This window comes from Sedimentitalea todarodis (genome assembly GCF_032595355.1).
Lineage (GTDB): Bacteria > Pseudomonadota > Alphaproteobacteria > Rhodobacterales > Rhodobacteraceae > Sedimentitalea > Sedimentitalea todarodis.
The window spans coordinates 12,883-32,168 of the sequence record NZ_JASMWN010000010.1 but is presented as its reverse complement, the minus strand read 5'-3'; the positions used below and the strand labels follow the sequence as shown (position 1 = coordinate 32,168).

Genomic DNA, 19,286 nt, shown 5'->3' with positions numbered 1-19,286 from the left:
CCGCCCCGGCCTGCCAAACCCGAAGCAATTGGTGTGGACTATCACGGCCTGCGTCTCCGGAGGCAAGTGCAGATGCCGCACAATAGCCGGTTGACTTGCCCTGAAGTGCGGCCCAAACAAGCGGCACGTACATAACCCGCAACCGGGCGTTCAGTGGGCGCCAAACCGACGAGGAGGCCCAGATGGCCCAAATTTCTCTCACCCTTCCCGATGGCAATGCACGATCCTATGAAGCCGGCATCACGGCGGCACAGGTCGCGGCCGATATTTCGACCTCGCTCGCCAAAAAGGCAATCAGCGCGACCGTCAACGGCCAGCACTGGGATCTGGCCTGGCCGATCGAGGCGGATGCCGACGTCGCGATTCACACGCTGAAGGACGAGGCGCAGGCCAACGAGCTGATTCGCCACGATCTCGCGCACATCATGGCGCGCGCCGTGCAGGAAATCTGGCCCGACACCAAGGTCACCATCGGTCCGGTGATCGAGAATGGCTGGTACTACGATTTTGATCGCGAAGACCCGTTCACCCCCGAAGATCTGGGCCTGATCGAAAAGAAGATGAAAGAGATCATCAACAAGCGCGAGCCTGTGACCACCGAGGTCTGGGAGCGCGAGCGCGCGATCAAGCATTACGACGCCAACAACGAGCCATACAAGGTCGAGCTGATCGACGCGATTCCCGGCGACGAACCGTTGCGCATGTATTGGCATGGGCACTGGCAGGATCTATGCCGTGGGCCACATTTGCAGCATACCGGGCAGGTGCCGGGCGATGCGTTCAAGTTGATGTCGATCGCGGGCGCCTATTGGCGTGGCGACAGCAACCGCGCAATGTTGCAGCGAATCTACGGTGTGGCCTTTCAGAACAAAGAGAAGCTGAAGGCTCATTTGCACATGCTGGAGGAGGCCGCAAAGCGCGACCATCGCAAGCTGGGCCGCGAGATGGACCTGTTCCACATGCAGGAAGAAGCGCCAGGCCAGATCTTCTGGCACCCGGATGGCTGGACAGTCTATACCGCGCTGCAGGACTACATGCGCCGCAGGCAGCGGCGTGGCGGCTATGTCGAGGTCAACACGCCCCAAGTCGTGGACCGCAAGCTGTGGGTCGCATCGGGCCACTGGGACAAGTATCAGGAGCACATGTTCATCGTCGAAGTGGACGAGGAGCACGCGCGCGAAAAGTCGGTAAATGCGCTCAAGCCGATGAACTGCCCCTGCCATGTGCAGATCTTCAACCAGGGCCTGAAGTCCTATCGCGACCTGCCGTTGCGTATGGCAGAATTCGGCAGCTGCAACCGGTATGAGCCTTCGGGGGCGTTGCACGGCATCATGCGGGTGCGCGGGTTTACACAGGATGATGGGCACATCTTCTGTCGCGAGGATCAGATCGAATCCGAAACCGCCGAGTTCATCCGTTTTCTCAGCGAGATCTACAAGGATCTCGGATTTGAGACGTTCAGCGTCAAGTTCTCTGACCGCCCGGAGACGCGCGCCGGATCGGACGAGGTCTGGGACAAAGCCGAAGCGGCGCTGTTGTCGGCCACCCGCGCAGCAGGGATCGAACCCGAGCTGAACCCCGGCGAAGGGGCATTTTACGGTCCCAAGCTGGAATTCGTGCTGACCGACGCGATCGGGCGCGACTGGCAATGCGGCACGCACCAGGTGGATTTCGTCCTGCCTGAACGGCTGGATGCCACCTTTATCGGTGCCGACGGGGCCAAGCATCGACCGGTCATGCTGCACCGTGCCACGCTCGGTAGTTTCGAACGCTTCATCGGCATCCTGATCGAAGAACACGCGGGCAAGCTGCCGTTCTGGCTGGCGCCGCGACAGGTCGTCGTCGCCTCGATCACCTCCGAGGCCGATGACTATGTGCACGAAGTCGTCACCGATCTGCAAAAGGCCGGTGTGCGGGCAGAATCTGACACGCGCAACGAAAAGATCAACTACAAGGTCCGCGAGCATTCGCTGGGCAAGGTGCCTGTGATCCTCGCGGTCGGCGGACGCGAAATCGAGGACCGGACCGTGTCGGTCCGCAGGCTGGGCGATAAACGAACATCTGTTGAAACACTCGCAGATGTTACAGTCGCCCTGTCACGCGAAGCCACGCCGCCGGATCTTCTGTAATATATGCCCCAAGGGCGTAACAATCCGGTCTGCATATGCGGGCCGGATTGAAACATTTGACAATTCTCTCGCAATTTCCGACGGTTCTGCTCCCGATGGTCGTAACACGGCCTGACGGGGACGTGAGACACGGGCTCGTGAATTCACCCCGCGCCACTGACCACGTATTGTTTCACCATCACCGATCAAATTCGTTCAACACTCTTAGGGAGACAGACCATGTCCAACACTGCAAAGACGCTGGCCGTCGCGGGTGCCGTTGCCGCAGCACTGGCCGCAACGGCCAACACCGCCAACGCACAAGCCAAGGAAAAGTGCTACGGCGTCGCCTTGGCCGGTCAGAACGATTGCGCCGCCGGTCCCGGCACCACCTGTGCGGGCACATCAACCGTGAACTACCAGGGCAACGCCTGGACACTTGTCGACTCGGGCAGCTGTGAAAAAATGGAGCTACCGGCAATGGCAGATGGCACCGAACGCCATGGCTCGCTCGAAGCCCTGAAACGCGATCTGCCGGCATAGGCCGCGCATCCGGGCGGGCCGATGTCGGCCTGCCCCACCTACAGGACACCCGTGTCATGCTGGATTCCACACGCAAAGCCAGAGCACTGCCAGCAGGTGTCGGGGTCGGATACAAGCCACAGCATTTTACCGAGATCACCAATGCGCCCGGGCCGGTCGAATGGCTTGAAATTCACGCCGAAAACTACATGGGCGAAGGCGGGCGGCCGCTGGCACAGTTGCGCGCCCTGTCCGAGCGGTTTCCGATCTCGGTACATGGCGTTGGCCTTTCCATCGGCGGTGAAAGCGCTTTGGATCGCGAGCATCTATCGCGATTGGAGCGTCTTCTGGGCTGGTTGGATCCTGCCAGTTTCTCCGAGCATCTCGCCTGGTCCACGCACGGGTCTGAATTTCTGAATGACCTGTTGCCCCTGCCCTATACCAACGCCACGCTGACGCGCGTCGCCGACCATATCGATCAGGTGCAGACCGGTCTTGGCCGCCGGATGTTGCTTGAAAACCCCTCCAGTTATCTGGCCTTCGATGAAAGCACATGGACTGAAACGGAGTTCCTGGCAGAGCTGGTGCGGCGCACCGGTTGTGGCTTGCTGCTCGATGTCAACAACGTCTTTGTCTCGGCGACCAACCTGAGCACCACGCCACAGGACTATATCGACGGGTTTGCGCTGGCCGACGTCGGCGAGATTCACGTCGGCGGACATGACGAAGACACGGATGATCACGGGGCGCCGCTGCTGATAGACAGTCATGCCGCGCCGGTGGTTGATCCGGTCTGGGCGCTGCTCGAACATACAATGGCACGCTCCGGGCCCCTCCCGATTCTGGTGGAATGGGACAACAATGTCCCCGACTGGCCCGTTTTGCGCGACGAGGCCGCGCGCGCCGCCGCCACCCTGAACCGGGTGCCCGCGTGAACATGGTGCCACAAGCCCTGTTCCGCGAGGCGCTCTTGGAGCCCGCCCGCAGCCCGCCCGCTGGATTGAGTGACGGCGCAGGACGGCCTGCTGGCGCGCGGTTCGATGTCTATCGCAACAACGTGGTTGTCTCACTCATCGACGCGCTTCACACGGGTTTTCCCGTGCTGTCCAAATTGCTTGGAAAAGAGAACATGGACGGCTTGGCCGGGATGTTCGTGCGGGCGCATCCACCGACATCACCCGTCATGATGTTTTATGGCGAGGCCCTGCCCGACTTCATCACCACGCTGCCGCAGCTGTCGCACCTGGGGTACCTGCCCGACGTTGCCCGTCTGGAACTGGAACTGCGATACGCCTATCACGCCGCCGATGGCATCCCGATCTCGCCGGATGCACTGGCTGTCCTGGCACCCGAATCATTGCTTGGCGCACAGGTTGCGCTGGCACCTGCGGTGCGGGTCATGCGTTCGGCGTGGCCCATTCATGACATCTGGCGGTTCAATACTCAGGCCGATGCGCCGAAACCGATGCCGGGCGCTCAGGACGTGCTGATCACCAGGGCAGATTTCGACCCGACACCCCATGTTCTGCCTGCTGGCGGCGCGGCATGGATCGAGGCGCTTGGTCAAGGACAGAGCATTGGCGCCGCACTCGAAACCGCCGTACACGAAGCGACAGAGTTTGACATGACCACACCGCTGACCCTGCTCCTCGCCGGGAATGCAATCCTCTCACTTGCAAACAAGGACTGACCCCATGACCGCGCTGATCACGATGCACAACGCCGTGTTTGATTGGCTGGACCGCCAGTCCGGCCTTATCCTGCCAACCCTCGCGCGCTTTGTGTTTGCGGCGGTTCTGCTGATCTACTTCTGGAAGTCTGCCGCGACAAAGGTCGGCAGTGGCATATTTGGCATCTTTTCCCCTTCCGACGGCGCGTATGTGCAGATTTTTCCGCGCGCCATGGAGGCGGCAAGCTATGACAGTTCGCAATTGGGCGTGTTCTACTGGGCGGTCGCATTGCTCGGAACCTGGGCGGAGTTCATCCTGCCCGCGCTGATCGTGGTGGGTCTCTTCAGTCGGCTCGCGTCGATCGGGATGATCGGCTTTGTCATCCTGCAATCGGCCACAGACATTGTCGGACATGGGGCCACGGACGCTAAGACCCTTGGCGCCTGGTTCGACGCCGCTTCCGGCAGCCTGATCATGGACCAGCGTACATTGTGGATCATGGTTCTGCTGGTGATCGTGGTCAAGGGCGGCGGGCCTCTGTCCCTCGACCGCCTGACCGGTCGGATCTCCTAGGGCGTTCTTTGACCTCCTGAAAGCGTCCCGGCTCAAAGCCGGGGCCCATCAGAAATGCGCCCTTTCCTGATCTGGCTTGCCTGCCGCAACTGCCAACAGGCCAGCTGTCGCCGCAAAGGCGATCGGAAACATGGTGAACACGTTGAAACCAAAGGCATGGTACATGCCGCCTGCCGACAGGATCAACAACACGCCACCCCAAAGCGCCCGTGCCCGCGCCATTGCGCCCCCTGCAATGGCCAGCATAGGTGCAAGCACGGAAATCGTGCGGATCATGTCGACGTCGCTGACCTGAACGGCCAGCCCCTCGATCTCGCCCCAGTGTTCAATCGCGGCGGTGTAGCCGTAGCTGAAAAACCCGACAAACATGCCGGCGATACCGGCGATTACTCCCAAAATCAGTGCGGCGTTGCGCATCTCTGCCCTCCTGTGCGTGACAATGAGATAGGCATCGACCTAGCCGACGCCAAGGGCCGCCTGCACATCCGCACCCCAACCGAGCGTCAACTGACCGTCGTTTTCGATCAGCGGTCGCTTCATCAGCGTTGGGTGATCGACAAGTAAATCCAGCGGCGGGCGGGCGCGCTCGGTTTCGCTCAGCCCTCTCCAGGTTGTCGAGCGGGTATTCAGAAGCGCCGCCCCGAATTGCCCGTGCGCGCGCTCAAGGACGTCCTTTGGAACGCCATCGCTGCGCACATCAACGAAACGTGCCTCTGCCAATGATTTCAGCGCCTTGCGGCAAGTATCGCACGTCTTGAGCCCATACAGTACCATGAAGCTTCTCCTCTTTGGGTGCGCGAATATCCGTCAATCCGCCAAATTGCAGCCCCTTTTTCTTGATTTTTCACCCGGTCGTGCGATTTTAGGAAACAGTACGCTTCTTTTAAGTGCACTTGTTCCAGACAGCCGGAACAATCACGGAACGCGAGGAGTGTGCCAAGGAAAGCCTCCGCGATTTCGGGGCGCTATGTAAATTAGAAGGAGACACGGGAAATGCCAACTGGCACCGTGAAGTGGTTTAACACGACAAAAGGCTATGGCTTTATTGCGCCCGATACCGGGGGCAAGGATGTGTTTGTGCACATATCGGCCGTGGAAAGGTCGGGCCTGACCGGCCTCGCTGACAATCAGAAGGTAGACTATGATCTGGAAGAAGGTCGGGACGGTCGTGAGATGGCCGCAAACCTGAAGCCGCTCTGAACACCATAGCATACGAGAAAACGCCGCGTCCCGGCATGTTTACGGGACGCGTTGAAGTCTTGATCGGCTTGTCAGAATGGTCACGAGGCACGACCGGCGCAGCGTTCCGCAACCCTTACATGGATCCGCATGAAAATGGTCGGCGACCTGCGGTGCATCAACACCCGCAATGTACTGACCTGTGTGGCCCGCACACAACAGTATGCAACACGCCCCAAGCCGCCAACACTACTTACTGAAAAATGGCCCACCACTCACGACAGGCATACGCACCAATCCCAAGATAATCCCGGTCTGGCCGAGTCGAGTCCACCCCTAACAAACCGGAAACAGTGTGTTTCCGGGCCGAATCACCGAGAATCTTTGAAGGTTTCTCCCATGAAGTGACGCCGGGTCAGCTAAATTCACGCTAGAGTAGATTCCTTTTCTCAATGCACATCACCACGGCGACCCACAGCACCGATGCCTGAACCGCGAGGCATGGCCAATCCACCGTGAGATATATGTCAACATCACAGTCCTGCTTCGCCAGTGGACTTAGTGACGCGCGTCGTGCTTGTCGAATTCGCTCGACAGGCGGGCGCGAAGCTTTCTCACCGCGCCCTTGAGAGCAGCGGGAATGTTGGCCGCATCGTGATGAGCAGCCAAAGGCCCCATCCCTCGTGGCCGGGCCTCTATCGTACACCGGATGTGATCCGGGCCGTGCTTGTCCGCGTTCTGATCCTTGAGATGCACCTCGACACGTGTCAGTCGATCTTCGAGGTGACCAAGCTCCGACGTCACGGCCAGTTCCGCCACCTCGGCAACCCGTTCGTCGCCATGGATGAAATTGTCGGTGTTGACCTGAATTTGCATTGGCAATCTCCCTTGAACTTCATCTCAAGGGGTAAGTACGGAAGGTGGGGGTTTCAAGGGGCCGGGCGCGGGAGAACGCCGCCATTCCGGCCCCTTTGGAAGAGTGAGGCCATCACTCTCGGGGATTAGATAAACGCGGAGCGACGTGTTATTTGATCACCTCTTCAAACTCCCGCCATTCCCGCGCGCTCATGTCCGAGTTTTCCTTGGTCACGGTCTCGCCCTTCAGCATTCGCCTCAGGCACTCGACCATCTGGGACGACATGGTGACCGCGCCCATGCGGTAATCCTCGAACGCGCCATAGGCGGCGGGCACCCAGTCGGCGACCATTTCGCAGATGGTGTCGGCATAGACGCGGATTTCGTATTGGGCGTGGGCATCGGCGCGCAGGCGCAGGAAGTGGAAAAGGTTGTGCAGATCCACCTTCCAGTACCATTGCGTATAGATGTTCGCGGGCAGGTTCATCCGCGCAAGTTCGCGGGCCAGACCGGCCTGTCCGTCGGCGGAAATCATCGCCTCGTAGTTGTCATAGCAGCGCGCGGAATCCGCCTTGAGGATCTCAAGCACCCGCGCCGCCTCTTCCCCTTGCAACACGTCGCCCCGGCCCTGGTTGTTGACCTCGGACTGGGCGTTGACGTGTTCGGGTGCCGGAATATAGAATTCGCGGTCCAGGATCGAATAGCGGGCCGAGTATTCGTTCACGTTCGCGGTGCGGTGTCGGATCCACTGGCGGGCGACGAATACGGGCAGTTTGACGTGCAGTTTCAACTCGCACATCTCGAACGGGGTCGAATGCCAGTGTCGCATCAGATAGCGGATCAGCCCCTCGTCGTTCTGCACCGACTTTGTGCCCTTTCCATAGCTCACCCGCGCCGCCTGACAGATTGCGGCGTCGTCGCCCATATAGTCTATCACCCGGACAAACCCATGGTCCAGGACCGGGCGTGCCTGATAGAGATGCTTTTCCATCCCCGGCGCGACGGTGCGCAGCGTGGGTTGCGGATTGCCCCGCAACGCATCGATTTCGGCCTGTTGTTCTGGTGACAGCGGCATGGCGAATCCTTTCCCGGCAGAATCTGTTGAGACCTTTACTGTATATTGTGATTTCCCGCGCGTGAACCACTATATCAGGGTCACTCATTGGCCACGTTACTCGTCTTTGACGTGTATTCGCGTTGACTTTCCGAGGTGAGAGGCGGAGTCTGATCGAAACGACCAATCAAAAGGTTGATGAGGCAGATGAAGCGGTTTGTGTTTGGTGTCGCGCTCGCGACAGCGCTATCGGCGTGTAGCGGTGGCAACCCATTCCTTGAGGATGATGGGGGCGGCGGTACGGATCCGGTTGATCCGACGAGCCCCATTCCGGAAGCCGTCTCAAGCGATCTGGACGCCGCAGCCTATACGCCGGATCCGACCAATCCGCGTCTCGTGGTGACCGGTGTCGCGTTCAACGGCACTCCGCTGCCAGTCGAGTATGTGCGAGAGGCATCCCTGGACTCCCCTGGCGGCGAGTATCAGGCATTCGAGCGGCAGCCCGATGCACTGAACACCCATACCACCGCCTATGCGCGCTCGGTAACCGGTGCCCAGGGGGTACTGGTCGTGTCCGGTGGTCTGGATGGATTTTACAATGGCGGGGCCACCTACTCTGCAAACGGCTTTGCTGTGCCGGCGCCGAACACGGCAAATGCCGATGTGCGGTATGACGGAGAGTATGTGGGCCTCATGAACCTCCCCGACAACGGCGATGCGCTGCTCCCGGTTCCGCCGGGCACAGACCCCGCTGTTGTTCCGAGACAGGCGGCGCGCGTATTTGGCGATGCACGGATCGATGCGGATTTCTCGGCCATGCGCGTCAAGGGCCAGATATACAATCGCACATATGCTGCGCAAGGCACCGCTCTGGAGACGCTTCAGATCGCTCCGGCCGAAATTCAGGCGGATGGCTCCTTTGCCGGCGATGTCACACAGGATCAGCAGCCAACGGGCGACTATGGCGGTGCCTTTGGTGGACCGAATGCCAATTCCGTCGCGGGTGCCCTCTTTGCATCAGACCATGTCGCCGGCGTGTCTGGTGTGGAAGAGTTCGGCCTGTTCGTGCTTGAACGCAGCAACTGAGGGTCCGGCGGATGCCGAGCCCCGCTTCATCCCGCCCCCGGCCTGATCCGCTTCGACGGATGGTGCAATGCCTCGCGGTGTTGCTCTGCCTGATCGCCTATTCGGCGCAGGAAAGTGTTGCCGAGCCAATCGAGCTTGATGCCGCGCAGGTCCGCAACATGGCAATCGCTGCACTGGAATCCGGCGATCCGGGTCTTGCCATTCAGCTGGCAAAGGCGGTGCTCAAGACTGATCCCAAGGACCCGCTCGCCTATTACATCATTGCCCGCAGCTATGCCCGGCTGGGCGACCCGCAACTCGCCCGCCGCGCCGCGGGTTACGCCTATCGCTATGCGGATGCCGGGCCGGCACGCTTTGAAGCCGCACAGCTTGCCGCGCGAATGGCATTCGCGGGCGAGCAATACAGCCTGTCGCAACTCTGGTTGCGCCGCACCGCGATCCACGCGCCAACAGAAGCGGATGAAGAACGCGTCGCGCAAGACTACAAGCTGCTGCGTCAGGTCAATCCCTGGTCGCTGCGCCTGCGGGCCGACCTGCGCCCTTCGGACAATGTGAACAACGGCTCCGACACCTCGCGCAACATCATTGACGGCGTCCCCGACGAGGGCACGATTTCCGGGGCCGGGCTGGCGTTGTCTGGGCTGATCGGATCGCTGGACATCGCGCCGTCCTATCGTCTGCACATCGATGAGAACAGCATGACATCCCTGAGCGCGCGGCTATATGTCGAACGGGTGTCGCTGTCCGGCAGCGCCAAGGCAACCGCAACGGATGCCGTCGGCTCGGATTTCGCATCGACCTACGCCGCCGTATCCCTGTCGCACACGCTTGCGATCGGAACGGCGAATACCCCGGGTCAGGCCACCTTTGACGTGTCGTTTGGCGAAAGCTGGTATGGTGGTGAACGCAACTATCGCTTTGCGCGGGTGGGTGCCGTACGCAGCTGGCGACCCGATCCCGACACGCGGTTCGCCCTGCGCGCAAATGCCGAACGCCGGTATGATGCGCGCTATACAACCAATGATGCGCGGGTTCTGAGCCTCGGGGCCGACTTTGGCAAGGCATTGGAAAACGGCGATATCTTCAACCTTGCGCTGGCGTTTCAGGACGCGGATGCAGTCAGCATCAATGGCACCTATTCGACGGTATCGATGCGCGCCAGCTACACGCTGCGGCATGCCGTTGGTCCTGCGCGTTTGTCGATGGGTTTGGTGATGGGCTATACCAACTACGATCAGTACCTGTTCAGCATCACCGGCGCGGTCCCCCGGACCGACAAATCGGTTTACGGGGACCTGACGCTGATCTTTGATCGCTATGATTACGCAGGGTTCGTACCGACGCTGCGTTTGCGCACCGGGCGCAAGGACTCCAACTTCAGCCGCTATTCCTCGCGTGAAGTCTCGGTGTCGCTCGGCGTCGGATCAAAATTCTGAAATCGCCGTGGCCGTACTGGTTCTCGTGCCGGAACACGCTAATGTGCCAGTCAGTAAGGAGACCAATATGACCATTCGATATCTTCACACGATGGTGCGCGTCGCCGATCTGGACAAGACGGTGGCGTTTTTCGAATTTCTGGGGTTGCAAAAGACCCGGCATATGGACAGCGAAGAAGGACGTTTCAGCCTGATCTTCATGGCCGCCCCGGGGCAGGAGGAATGCCCGGTCGAGCTGACCTACAACTGGGATGGTGACGAGGGTCTGCCCAGTGACAGCCGCCATTTCGGGCATCTCGCCTATAGCGTCGACAACATCTATGACATGTGCCAGCACCTGATGGACAAGGGTGTCACCATCAACCGCCCGCCGCGCGACGGGCGCATGGCCTTTGTTCGCAGCCCCGACAATATCTCGATCGAGTTGTTGCAGGCCGGCGAGTCGCTTGAGCCTGCCGAGCCATGGACCAGCATGGAGAATATCGGCCATTGGTGATTGCCCGCGCCGCCGCGTTGGGATTGGCGCTTGCCGGTGGCGCAGAAGCCGCCGAATGCAGATTGGCACTGGCCCTTGCAATTGATGTGTCGTCTTCGGTGGACGAAGCCGAAGACCAACTGCAGCGGAGCGGGCTTGCCGCCTCTCTGATTGCACCCGAAGTGCAGCGCGCGTTCTTCGCCAGCGATTTTCCGGTGGCGCTGGCGGTGTATGAGTGGAGCGGACGGTACAATCAGCAGATCATTGTCGACTGGCGGCTGATTGCGGATCAGGCAACGCTGGTGGATGTGGCAAGCATGATCGGGCGATCAGAGCGCAGCCACAACGAGTTTCCGACCGCCATCGGCTATGCGCTTGGCTATGGGGCCGGTTTGCTTTCACGCGCGCCGGATTGCCTGTTCAGCACACTGGACATGGCGGGAGATGGTGAGAACAACGAGGGTTTCCCGCCCGCCGCTGCCTATGCCGAATTTCCCTTTGAGGGCGTGACCGTAAATGGTCTGGTCGTCAATGCCGCCGAGTACGATGCCGAGGTGACGCTCATCGAGTTCTATCGCGATGAAGTCTTGCATGGTCCCGGCGCGTTTCTTGAGATTGCACAGGGATTTCAGGATTACGAACGCGCTATGCGCCGCAAACTGGAACGCGAACTGGACGTGCCGAGTCTGGGCGCGTTGGACATTGGTCCAGGACCGGGCTGATCTCAGGCGTCACGCGGCAGGGATCGGTACAGATTTTTCGAGCGCAGACAGCCAGTTTTCGTGACAGATCTTGTCAATCAGCGCATCGCCAAACCCGGCATCCCGCATGGCCGCAACCAAAATCGGAAGGCCCGCCACGCCGCCGATCTCGCGCGGGAGCAGGCAACCGTCAAAATCCGAGCCGAGGGCAACGCCGTTTTCCCCCAGGATTCCGATCATGTGATCCAGATGCCGGATCATCTGGGCGACGGGCGTGTCTCTGCACTGTTTGCAGTCGGCTCGCAAGAATCCGACATGAAAATTCAGGCCTACGACACCGCCGGATTCTGCCACCGCCGACAATTGCCGGTCGGTCAGGTTTCGTCCACTGGGCGACACGGCATGTGCATTGGAATGGGTGGCGATCAAGGGCTTGTTCGTGGTCGACGCCACATCCCAGAAACCGGCCTCGGTGAGGTGTGACAGATCGACGAGGATGCCGAGGCGGTCACATTCCCGGACCAGTTCGAACCCGGCATCGGTCAGCCCTTGTCCCGGATCAAGCTGCGGCTGCGCCTCCATCGGAGCACCGTGACCAAAGGCGTTGTCGCGGGACCACACCAGCCCGAGCGAACGCAGCCCTGCCGCATGCAGAACCTCAAGCGCGTTGAGTTCGGTGTCGATACATTCCGCCCCCTCGATATGCGGAATCATGGCGATTCGGTTGCGCCCGATTGCCGACCGCACATCCGCCGCGTGCTCACAGATTGCCAGGTCCTCGGGCAATTCGCGCTCAAGTCGCCTCATCCGCGCGAACATCGCCAACGTGAAATTCAACGCCTCGGACTGGCTGATCGGATCAAAGTTGCTGGGATCATCATAATCAAAGTCCACGCCGAATCGATCCAGGCGCGACGGCGTGAACATCGCAAAAAAGCCCCCTGCAAATCCACCCTTCCGGGCAGCGGGCAGATCGATATCCAGCGTCGCATTGGCCTGCGCAAAGGTCAGGGGTCTGCCCAGTCGAGCGGCGATTTCGAGCTTCAGCAGAGTATCGTTATGTCCATCAAAGACGGGAACGAGTTCGGTCATCAAAGGCTCCTGAGTGAATTTGGCGCGCATGGCAGTTCAAACGAAAACGACAGGTTTCCGCATGATGGAAACAATGACGTCATTATTGACGACTGGCTCTGAATCCTCAACGGTAGGCGCAGGCCTGACAGATCGACTCGGCATCCGGCACGGATCGACATGCCGTCGGTATCTACAGAACAGGCACAAAAACAGGGAGTTAATAGGATGAAGACCATGTTAAGGCAACTGATTGCCTGGCCGTTGGCCATGCTTGTATCGGCAATGCTAAGCCTGTCAGCACAGGCTGCACCGCCCAAAGACACATTCGTGATGGCCAAGGATTTCGCCGATATCATCACGCTCGACCCGGCGGAGGTGTTCGAGTTTTCCGGCGGCGAAGTGATTGCCAACATCTATGACCGCGTGATGATGTTCGAAGCCGAAGATCTCAAGACCCTGGTCGGCGGCGTCGCCGAAAGCTGGGACATATCGGAGGATGGCAAGACCATCACCTTCACCATCCGCCCCGATATGACCTTTCATTCCGGCAATCCGGTGACCGCAGAGGATGTGGTCTACAGCCTTCGCCGGGTGATCAAGCTGGGCAAGACGCCCTCCTTCATCTTTTCACAGTTCGGCTGGACGCCGGAAAACGTCGATGAGCTGGTGGTGGTCGATGGTGACAAGGCCAAGATCACCATCACCGAGGAGTTTTCGCCGGCGCTGGTGCTGAATGCACTGTCAGCGGGCATCGCATCGGTCGTCGACATGAAAGAGGTCATGGCCCATGAGGTCGATGGCGACTTGGGCTATGGCTGGCTGAAAACCAACAGCGCCGGGTCCGGAGCCTTTGTGCTCAAGGCGTGGAAGGCCAATGAACTGGTGACTCTGGAAGCCAACCCGAACTATCGCCACGGTGCACCGGGTGTGAAACGCGTGATCATCCGCCACGTGCCGGAGCCATCGGCACAACGGCTCCTGATCGAAAAAGGGGATATCGATCTCGCCCGCAACCTGACACCGGATCAGATCGAGGGCATTTCGACCAATGCGGACCTCAAAGTGCAGGCCGATCCCAAGGGCGCGCTGATTTACATGGCGGCCAATTCCAGTGATCCGATCCTTGGCAGTCCCAAGGTTGTCGAGGCGCTGCGCTATCTTGTCGACTACGAAGGCATGGCCAACAGCTTCCTTCAGGGTCAGTTTCAGGTGCATCAGGCGGCGTGGCCGTCAGGTCTCTGGGGGTCATACGACGAAACCCCGTTCAGCCTTGATGTAGACAAGGCCAAGGCGTTGCTGGCCGAAGCGGGCTATCCGGACGGGTTCGAAGTTGCGATCGACACGCTGACGGACTCTCCATACCCTGATATTGCCCAGTCGGTGCAGGCAACCCTGGCGCAGGCCGGGATCAAGGCCACCATCACCACAGCCGAAGGCAAGACGCTGTGGCCGATGTACCGCGCGCAGAAGCATCAGCTGATCCTGGCACAATGGTCGCCCGATTATGTCGATCCGCATTCCAATCTTGATGCCTTTGCACATAACCCGGACAACCGGCCCGAGGCCAAGCTGACCGGCGTTCTGGCCTGGCGCAATGCCTGGGCGGATGACAACATGAACGCGATGGTCGTCGAGGCCCGGAACGAGCCGGATCTGGGCAAACGCGAAGCGCTGTATCAGGAGATCCAGAAGGGCCTTCAGAGCAATTCGCCCTATGCGATCATGTTCCAGCAGACCGAACAGGCGGTGCTGCGCAAAGAGGTCGAGGGCTATGTCTCGGGAGCGACATTCGATCTCATCTTCTATCGCAATATCACCAAATAGGCCGGTGATTTGACCGAAACAAGCACAGCTGCAGCGACAGGCTCATCTCTGTCGCTGCAGCGCCCGTTGAAGGCCGTCGCGAATGTGCTGTTGACGTTGGTTCTGACCTTCATCGGTTTGACCGCGATCACATTTACCATCGGACGGGTGATGCCAACTGACCCGGTTCTGGCCATCATCGGCGATCGCGCCCCGCAGGAAGCCTATGACCGGGTCTATCTGGAAATGGGCCTGGATCGCCCGATCTACGAACAATACGGTCGCTATCTGAACGAACTGGCCCATGGCGATCTGGGCACCTCGATCATGACCTCGCAGCCGGTGCTGGAGGACATCAAGCGGTTCTTTCCCGCAACGCTGGAACTGGCCACCATCGCAACCCTGATGGGAGTGCTGATCGGTGTGCCGATGGGCGTCTGGGCCGCGGTCAATCAGGGAAAGTTCATCGACCACGCAGTCAGGGTGCTGGGCCTTATCGGCTATTCCGTTCCGGTGTTCTGGCTGGGCATGGTCGCCCTGTTGATCTTTTACGGCAATCTTGGCTGGGTCGCGGGGCCCGGGCGACTGGATGTCTATCTTGACGGAATCGTCGAGACGCAAACCGGATTCATCCTGATCGACGCCGCCCTTGCCGGAGAATGGGACATCTTCCGGAATGCAATCTCGCACCTGATCCTGCCCGCCTCGATCCTTGGCGCATTCGCACTCGCCTATATCGCACGGATGACGCGCAGTTTCATGCTGGACCAGCTCAATCAGGAATACATCCTGACCGCCCGCGTCAAAGGTGTCAGCGAACCGGCGGTGATCTGGCGCCATGCCTTTCGCAATGTGTTGGTGCAGCTCATCACGATCATCGGGCTGACCTATGCGTCGCTGCTGGAAGGTTCGGTTCTGACCGAAACGGTGTTTTCTTGGCCCGGTATCGGCCAGTATATCACCACATCGCTGTTCAACGCCGACATGAACGCGGTCCTTGGCGGAACAGTTGTCGTCGGCACCTGCTTTGTCGGAATCAACATGCTGTCGGACCTGCTTTATAAACTGGTCGATCCAAGGGCACGGTCATGAGTGACAGCAACGCACCGAAGGCCAACGGCGGGCTGCGTGCATGGCTCATGTCCCCTGCCCCGCAATCGAAATTTCAGGCCCGCTGTCAGCGCAGCTATCTGAGCTGGCTGGCGTTTCGGTCAAACCCGATCGCGATGACGGGTCTAGTGATTATTCTTGGCCTGATCCTGATGGCGATCTTTGCGCCGGTATTGACCGCGACCAACGGGTTGGAACCCGATCTTGCGAACCGGCTGCAACCGTTCAGCGCCGAACATTGGCTGGGCACCGATCAACTGGGCCGCGACATCTATGACCGGATCATCTGGGGCTCGCGCATCACGCTGTATATCGTCGGGCTTGTCTCGGTCATCGTCGTGCCGATCGGATTGGCGATTGGCACGATCGCTGGCTATCTCGGCGGATGGGTCGACAATGTGCTGATGCGCATCACCGATATCTTTCTGGCGTTCCCGCGCCTGATCCTCGCCCTTGCACTGGTGGCGGCCCTGGGTCCGGGGCTGGAGAACGCGGTGCTCGCCATCGCCCTGACCACATGGTCGCCCTATGCAAGAATTGCGCGGGCCGAGGTTCTGACCATCCGAAATGCGGAGTTCATCCTTGCCGCACAGGCACAGGGCGCATCCACCTTTCGCATTCTGCGCCGCCACGTGGTGCCGATCTGTCTGTCGTCGGTCATCGTGCGGCTGACGCTGGACATGGCGGGGATCATCCTGACGGCGGCGGGGCTTGGCTTTCTGGGGCTAGGCGCACAGCCGCCGCTGCCGGAATGGGGTGCGATGATCTCGACCGGGCGGCAGTTGCTGCTGGATCAATGGTGGGTGCCGACGGTGCCCGGCATCGCGATCTTCGTGGTCAGCCTCGGCTTTTGCCTGTTGGGTGACGGCCTGCGCGACGCCCTTGATCCGAAGAACACCGACACATGACGCCGCTGCTCTCCGTCAAGGACCTGCGGGTCACGTTTGAAACCCACAGGGGGCCGGTCAAGGCCGTGCGCGGGGTGTCGTTTGATCTCGGTCGCGAACGGCTGGGCATCGTGGGGGAGTCGGGCTCGGGCAAGTCACAGACCGGTCGCGCCCTGCTGCGCCTGTCGGCGGGCAACGGGCGCGTATCGGCCGACAAGATGGAGTTTGACGGAATTGACCTGATGACTGCTTCGGAACGCAAGATGCGTGGTATTCGCGGGGCGCGGATTTCGATGATCATGCAGGACCCGCGCTACTCCCTGAACCCGGTGCTGAGGGTCGGCGACCAGATCGCCGAAGCGTTTCTGGTGCATTCCTCGGCCAGCAGGCGCGAGGCGCGGGCGCAGGCCTTGCAGATGCTGAAAACCGTGCAGATCCGAGAACCGGAAAAAGTGTATCAGATGTATCCGCATCAGGTATCGGGCGGTATGGGGCAGCGGGTGATGATCGCGATGATGCTCATCCCGAACCCGGACATCATCATTGCGGATGAGCCAACCTCGGCGCTGGATGTGACGGTACAGATGCAAGTGCTGGCGCTGCTCGATGACATGGTGCGCGAACGGGGTATGGGGCTGATCCTGATTAGCCACGACCTGAACCTTGTCGCGTCGTTCTGTGACCGGGTGCTGGTCATGTATGCCGGTCGGGTCATGGAAGTGATTGAAGCCGGTCGTCTGAACGAAGCAAAGCACCCCTATACGCGCGGTCTGCTCAACTGCGTACCGGAACTGGACGAGCCACAGGATATGCTGCCGGTGTTGCAGCGTGATCCGGCATGGGTGACAGCAGGTGATTGACGTCAGCGAACTCAACGTGACATTTGGGCAGGGTCGATCCGAATTGCGCGCGGTGCAGGACGTATCGTTTCGCATCGAGGCGGGAGAATCCTTTGGTTTGGTTGGTGAATCCGGCTCGGGCAAATCAACCGTCCTTCGCGCGATCTCTCGGCTGACGCAGGACTGGACAGGCTCGATAAAGATCGCCGGTGCCGAACTTGAGCATCGCCGCGACCGAAAGACCACCCGACGCATGCAGATGGTGTTTCAGGACCCCTACGGATCGCTGCACCCCCGGCACACGATCAATGATATCCTGATGGAACCTCTGGAAATTCATCGGATGGACCGGCGTGAGGCGCGGGTTCTCACGGCGCTGGAGGATGTGGGTCTAGGGATAGAGATGCGGTTTCGCTATCCCTATCAAATTTCGGGCGGACAGCGGCAGCGGATTGCGATCGCGCGCGCCCTGATCCTTGAACCCGAGATACTGTTGCTGGATGAGCCGACCTCGGCGCTGGACGTGTCGGTACAGGCCGAAATCCTGAACCTGCTGAAACGTATTCAACGCGAACGCGGGCTGACCTATCTCATGGTCAGTCACGATCTCGCCGTCGTCGCCCATATGTGCGAGCGCGTCGCCGTGATGAACCGGGGGCGCTTTGCCGAGGTGTTGACGACAGAACAACTGCGCTCTGGCACGCCGAAACAAGACTATACAAGGCAACTCCTGACCGCGAGCGGGCGGTATGACCGCGATGTCGCCAAGTCGTTTGTGAGTTTCGACTAGGCGGCGGCGGGCCCGATGGTCTGTGCACCCCCTTACGCATCGGGAGCAGACACGCTAGGATTGCTTGACCACTTCACGCACTACAGTCATATCAACGTACAGATAATTGTTTATAAAAGAAAACTCCGGAGATCACGGATGACAGCACATGATCAGATTTTCGATCTGAAAGCCCGCATGGGACAGTCCATCATCGGGCAAACTGATGTGATCGACCGGCTGATCATCGGGCTTCTTGCCAACGGCAACCTGCTGGTTGAAGGCTTGCCTGGCCTCGCCAAGACCCGCGCTATCAAAGCCATGGCCAAAAATCTGGATGCAAGGTTCAGCCGCATTCAGTTTACACCCGATTTGCTGCCATCCGACGTCACCGGAACCGAGGTCTATCTGCAGGGTGCGGGCAAGGCCGAATTCCGTTTCGATCCCGGTCCTATTTTTGCCAACATCGTGCTCGCCGACGAAATCAACCGCGCCCCTGCAAAAGTGCAGGCCGCGCTGCTGGAAGCAATGGAAGAGCGGCAGGTGACTGTTGCCGGTACCACCCACAAGATGGAGCCGCTGTTCATCGTGATGGCGACTCAGAACCCGATCGAGCAGGAAGGCACTTATCCGCTGCCCGAGGCACAGATGGACCGGTTCCTGATGCATGTGAACATCACATATCCGCCGGTCGAAGACGAAGTCGACGTGATCCGGCTCGTGCGCGGCGAGGAACAGGCCGCGCATGCGCCGGCGCCGGATGCCAAGGAGACCCCGAAAGAGATTGCACAGCAAGCGGTATTCGATGCCCGCGCCGAGATCGGGCAAATCCACGTGTCGGACGCAATGGACCGCTATATGGCCGATCTGGTCTATGCCACGCGGACGCCAGCAAGGCTCAGCGAAGATCTGGGCAACTGGATCGAAGTCGGAGCCAGCCCCCGGGCATCTCTGGCACTTGATAAATGCAGCCGCACCCACGCCTGGATGGCCGGGCGCGACTATGTCGACCCGCAGGACGTGCGGGCGATCGCGCATGACGTTTTCCGCCACCGTATTGCCCTCAGCTATGAAGCGCAGGGAGACGGCAAGGTCACCGACGACATAACAGACGAGATCATCAAGCTGGTCGCACTGCCCTAGGC

The 19,286-nt window shown here is 60.0% G+C and carries 21 protein-coding genes; 16 read left to right on the top strand and 5 right to left on the bottom strand.

All coding sequences use genetic code 11. The annotated features are described in order from the left end of the window. Positions 1–182: 182 nt before the first annotated feature. From thrS to QO231_RS13190, 5 genes are all read left to right on the top strand, one after another. A complete protein-coding gene (gene thrS, locus QO231_RS13210) occupies positions 183–2,129 on the top strand; it encodes a threonine--tRNA ligase (protein WP_316777051.1) in 1,947 nt (648 codons plus the stop codon). Positions 2,130–2,348: 219 nt separating this feature from the next. Further along, on the top strand, positions 2,349–2,651 hold the full coding sequence (locus QO231_RS13205; protein WP_316777049.1) for a BufA1 family periplasmic bufferin-type metallophore: 303 nt from the start codon (positions 2,349–2,351) through the stop codon (positions 2,649–2,651). Positions 2,652–2,707: 56 nt separating this feature from the next. Continuing rightward, positions 2,708–3,565 (top strand): MNIO family bufferin maturase, encoded by an 858-nt coding sequence (gene bufB, locus QO231_RS13200; RefSeq protein ID WP_316777048.1) that lies wholly within the window; start codon positions 2,708–2,710, stop codon positions 3,563–3,565. 2 nt (positions 3,566–3,567) lie between these two features. After that, positions 3,568–4,320: a DNA-binding domain-containing protein gene (locus tag QO231_RS13195; protein ID WP_316777383.1), complete on the top strand. Its 753-nt coding sequence runs from the start codon at positions 3,568–3,570 to the stop codon at positions 4,318–4,320. 4 nt (positions 4,321–4,324) lie between these two features. After that, on the top strand, positions 4,325–4,873 hold the full coding sequence (locus tag QO231_RS13190) for a DoxX family protein (RefSeq protein WP_316777045.1): 549 nt from the start codon (positions 4,325–4,327) through the stop codon (positions 4,871–4,873). Positions 4,874–4,921: 48 nt separating this feature from the next. Here QO231_RS13190 and QO231_RS13185 read toward each other — a convergent pair whose 3' ends face one another. Both QO231_RS13185 and QO231_RS13180 read right to left on the bottom strand, forming a co-directional pair. After that, positions 4,922–5,290 carry a hypothetical protein gene (locus QO231_RS13185; RefSeq protein WP_316777043.1) on the bottom strand — a complete coding sequence of 123 codons (369 nt, stop codon included), beginning with the start codon at positions 5,288–5,290 and terminating at the stop codon, positions 4,922–4,924. Between the two features lie 39 nt (positions 5,291–5,329). Next, entirely contained in the window at positions 5,330–5,647 is a 318-nt protein-coding gene (locus QO231_RS13180; RefSeq protein WP_316777042.1) for an arsenate reductase family protein, read from the bottom strand. A 219-nt stretch (positions 5,648–5,866) separates the two neighbouring features. On the opposite strand from QO231_RS13180, the gene QO231_RS13175 reads away from it, so the two are divergent. Next, positions 5,867–6,073, top strand: coding sequence for a cold-shock protein (locus tag QO231_RS13175; protein ID WP_316777040.1), 207 nt, complete (start codon positions 5,867–5,869; stop codon positions 6,071–6,073). Positions 6,074–6,610: 537 nt separating this feature from the next. Here the strand turns inward: QO231_RS13175 and QO231_RS13170 are convergent. Together QO231_RS13170 and thyX are read right to left on the bottom strand one after the other, a co-directional pair. Continuing rightward, positions 6,611–6,928, bottom strand: coding sequence for an HPF/RaiA family ribosome-associated protein (locus QO231_RS13170; protein WP_316777038.1), 318 nt, complete (start codon positions 6,926–6,928; stop codon positions 6,611–6,613). 148 nt (positions 6,929–7,076) lie between these two features. Then, positions 7,077–7,982: an FAD-dependent thymidylate synthase gene (thyX, locus tag QO231_RS13165; protein ID WP_316777036.1), complete on the bottom strand. Its 906-nt coding sequence runs from the start codon at positions 7,980–7,982 to the stop codon at positions 7,077–7,079. A gap of 186 nt (positions 7,983–8,168) precedes the next feature. Here thyX and QO231_RS13160 point away from each other — a divergent pair, with 186 nt between their 5' ends. From QO231_RS13160 to QO231_RS13145, 4 genes are all read left to right on the top strand, one after another. Continuing rightward, entirely contained in the window at positions 8,169–9,047 is an 879-nt protein-coding gene (locus QO231_RS13160; RefSeq protein ID WP_316777034.1) for a transferrin-binding protein-like solute binding protein, read from the top strand. A gap of 11 nt (positions 9,048–9,058) precedes the next feature. Further along, entirely contained in the window at positions 9,059–10,483 is a 1,425-nt protein-coding gene (locus tag QO231_RS13155) for a surface lipoprotein assembly modifier (protein ID WP_316777031.1), read from the top strand. A gap of 67 nt (positions 10,484–10,550) precedes the next feature. Continuing rightward, positions 10,551–10,979 carry a VOC family protein gene (locus tag QO231_RS13150; protein WP_316777028.1) on the top strand — a complete coding sequence of 143 codons (429 nt, stop codon included), beginning with the start codon at positions 10,551–10,553 and terminating at the stop codon, positions 10,977–10,979. Next, complete coding sequence (locus QO231_RS13145; RefSeq protein WP_316777026.1) at positions 10,946–11,680, top strand: DUF1194 domain-containing protein; 735 nt, start codon at positions 10,946–10,948, stop codon at positions 11,678–11,680. Before QO231_RS13150 ends, QO231_RS13145 begins: the two co-directional genes overlap by 34 nt. Positions 11,681–11,689: 9 nt before the next feature. Here QO231_RS13145 and QO231_RS13140 read toward each other — a convergent pair whose 3' ends face one another. Continuing rightward, positions 11,690–12,751, bottom strand: coding sequence for a dipeptidase (locus tag QO231_RS13140; RefSeq protein WP_316777024.1), 1,062 nt, complete (start codon positions 12,749–12,751; stop codon positions 11,690–11,692). Between the two features lie 216 nt (positions 12,752–12,967). Between QO231_RS13140 and QO231_RS13135 the strand changes: the two genes are divergently transcribed. The 6 genes from QO231_RS13135 to QO231_RS13110 all read left to right on the top strand — a co-directional run bounded on the left by QO231_RS13135 (position 12,968) and on the right by QO231_RS13110 (position 19,284). Continuing rightward, on the top strand, positions 12,968–14,557 hold the full coding sequence (locus QO231_RS13135) for an ABC transporter substrate-binding protein (protein WP_316777022.1): 1,590 nt from the start codon (positions 12,968–12,970) through the stop codon (positions 14,555–14,557). Between the two features lie 9 nt (positions 14,558–14,566). After that, entirely contained in the window at positions 14,567–15,628 is a 1,062-nt protein-coding gene (locus QO231_RS13130) for an ABC transporter permease (protein WP_316777019.1), read from the top strand. After that, a complete protein-coding gene (nikC, locus tag QO231_RS13125; RefSeq protein WP_316777015.1) occupies positions 15,625–16,554 on the top strand; it encodes a nickel transporter permease in 930 nt (309 codons plus the stop codon). The genes QO231_RS13130 and nikC overlap by 4 nt, the downstream gene beginning before the upstream one ends. Continuing rightward, positions 16,551–17,393, top strand: a complete 843-nt coding sequence (locus QO231_RS13120) for an ABC transporter ATP-binding protein (protein ID WP_316777012.1) — start codon at positions 16,551–16,553, stop codon at positions 17,391–17,393. Before nikC ends, QO231_RS13120 begins: the two co-directional genes overlap by 4 nt. Further along, positions 17,386–18,162, top strand: a complete 777-nt coding sequence (locus QO231_RS13115; RefSeq protein WP_316777010.1) for an ABC transporter ATP-binding protein — start codon at positions 17,386–17,388, stop codon at positions 18,160–18,162. The genes QO231_RS13120 and QO231_RS13115 overlap by 8 nt, the downstream gene beginning before the upstream one ends. 138 nt (positions 18,163–18,300) lie before the next feature. After that, positions 18,301–19,284, top strand: coding sequence for an AAA family ATPase (locus tag QO231_RS13110; RefSeq protein ID WP_316777008.1), 984 nt, complete (start codon positions 18,301–18,303; stop codon positions 19,282–19,284). The last annotated feature ends 2 nt before the right edge of the window (positions 19,285–19,286 follow it).

Coding starts and splice junctions, on each gene's coding strand:
- thrS (WP_316777051.1), top strand. CDS start 183: ATGGCCCAAATTTCTCTCACCCTTCCCGATGGCAATGCACGATCCTAT.
- QO231_RS13205 (WP_316777049.1), top strand. CDS start 2,349: ATGTCCAACACTGCAAAGACGCTGGCCGTCGCGGGTGCCGTTGCCGCA.
- bufB (WP_316777048.1), top strand. CDS start 2,708: ATGCTGGATTCCACACGCAAAGCCAGAGCACTGCCAGCAGGTGTCGGG.
- QO231_RS13195 (WP_316777383.1), top strand. CDS start 3,568: ATGGTGCCACAAGCCCTGTTCCGCGAGGCGCTCTTGGAGCCCGCCCGC.
- QO231_RS13190 (WP_316777045.1), top strand. CDS start 4,325: ATGACCGCGCTGATCACGATGCACAACGCCGTGTTTGATTGGCTGGAC.
- QO231_RS13185 (WP_316777043.1), bottom strand. CDS start 5,290: ATGCGCAACGCCGCACTGATTTTGGGAGTAATCGCCGGTATCGCCGGC.
- QO231_RS13180 (WP_316777042.1), bottom strand. CDS start 5,647: ATGGTACTGTATGGGCTCAAGACGTGCGATACTTGCCGCAAGGCGCTG.
- QO231_RS13175 (WP_316777040.1), top strand. CDS start 5,867: ATGCCAACTGGCACCGTGAAGTGGTTTAACACGACAAAAGGCTATGGC.
- QO231_RS13170 (WP_316777038.1), bottom strand. CDS start 6,928: ATGCAAATTCAGGTCAACACCGACAATTTCATCCATGGCGACGAACGG.
- thyX (WP_316777036.1), bottom strand. CDS start 7,982: ATGCCGCTGTCACCAGAACAACAGGCCGAAATCGATGCGTTGCGGGGC.
- QO231_RS13160 (WP_316777034.1), top strand. CDS start 8,169: ATGAAGCGGTTTGTGTTTGGTGTCGCGCTCGCGACAGCGCTATCGGCG.
- QO231_RS13155 (WP_316777031.1), top strand. CDS start 9,059: ATGCCGAGCCCCGCTTCATCCCGCCCCCGGCCTGATCCGCTTCGACGG.
- QO231_RS13150 (WP_316777028.1), top strand. CDS start 10,551: ATGACCATTCGATATCTTCACACGATGGTGCGCGTCGCCGATCTGGAC.
- QO231_RS13145 (WP_316777026.1), top strand. CDS start 10,946: ATGGACCAGCATGGAGAATATCGGCCATTGGTGATTGCCCGCGCCGCC.
- QO231_RS13140 (WP_316777024.1), bottom strand. CDS start 12,751: ATGACCGAACTCGTTCCCGTCTTTGATGGACATAACGATACTCTGCTG.
- QO231_RS13135 (WP_316777022.1), top strand. CDS start 12,968: ATGTTAAGGCAACTGATTGCCTGGCCGTTGGCCATGCTTGTATCGGCA.
- nikC (WP_316777015.1), top strand. CDS start 15,625: ATGAGTGACAGCAACGCACCGAAGGCCAACGGCGGGCTGCGTGCATGG.
- QO231_RS13120 (WP_316777012.1), top strand. CDS start 16,551: ATGACGCCGCTGCTCTCCGTCAAGGACCTGCGGGTCACGTTTGAAACC.
- QO231_RS13110 (WP_316777008.1), top strand. CDS start 18,301: ATGACAGCACATGATCAGATTTTCGATCTGAAAGCCCGCATGGGACAG.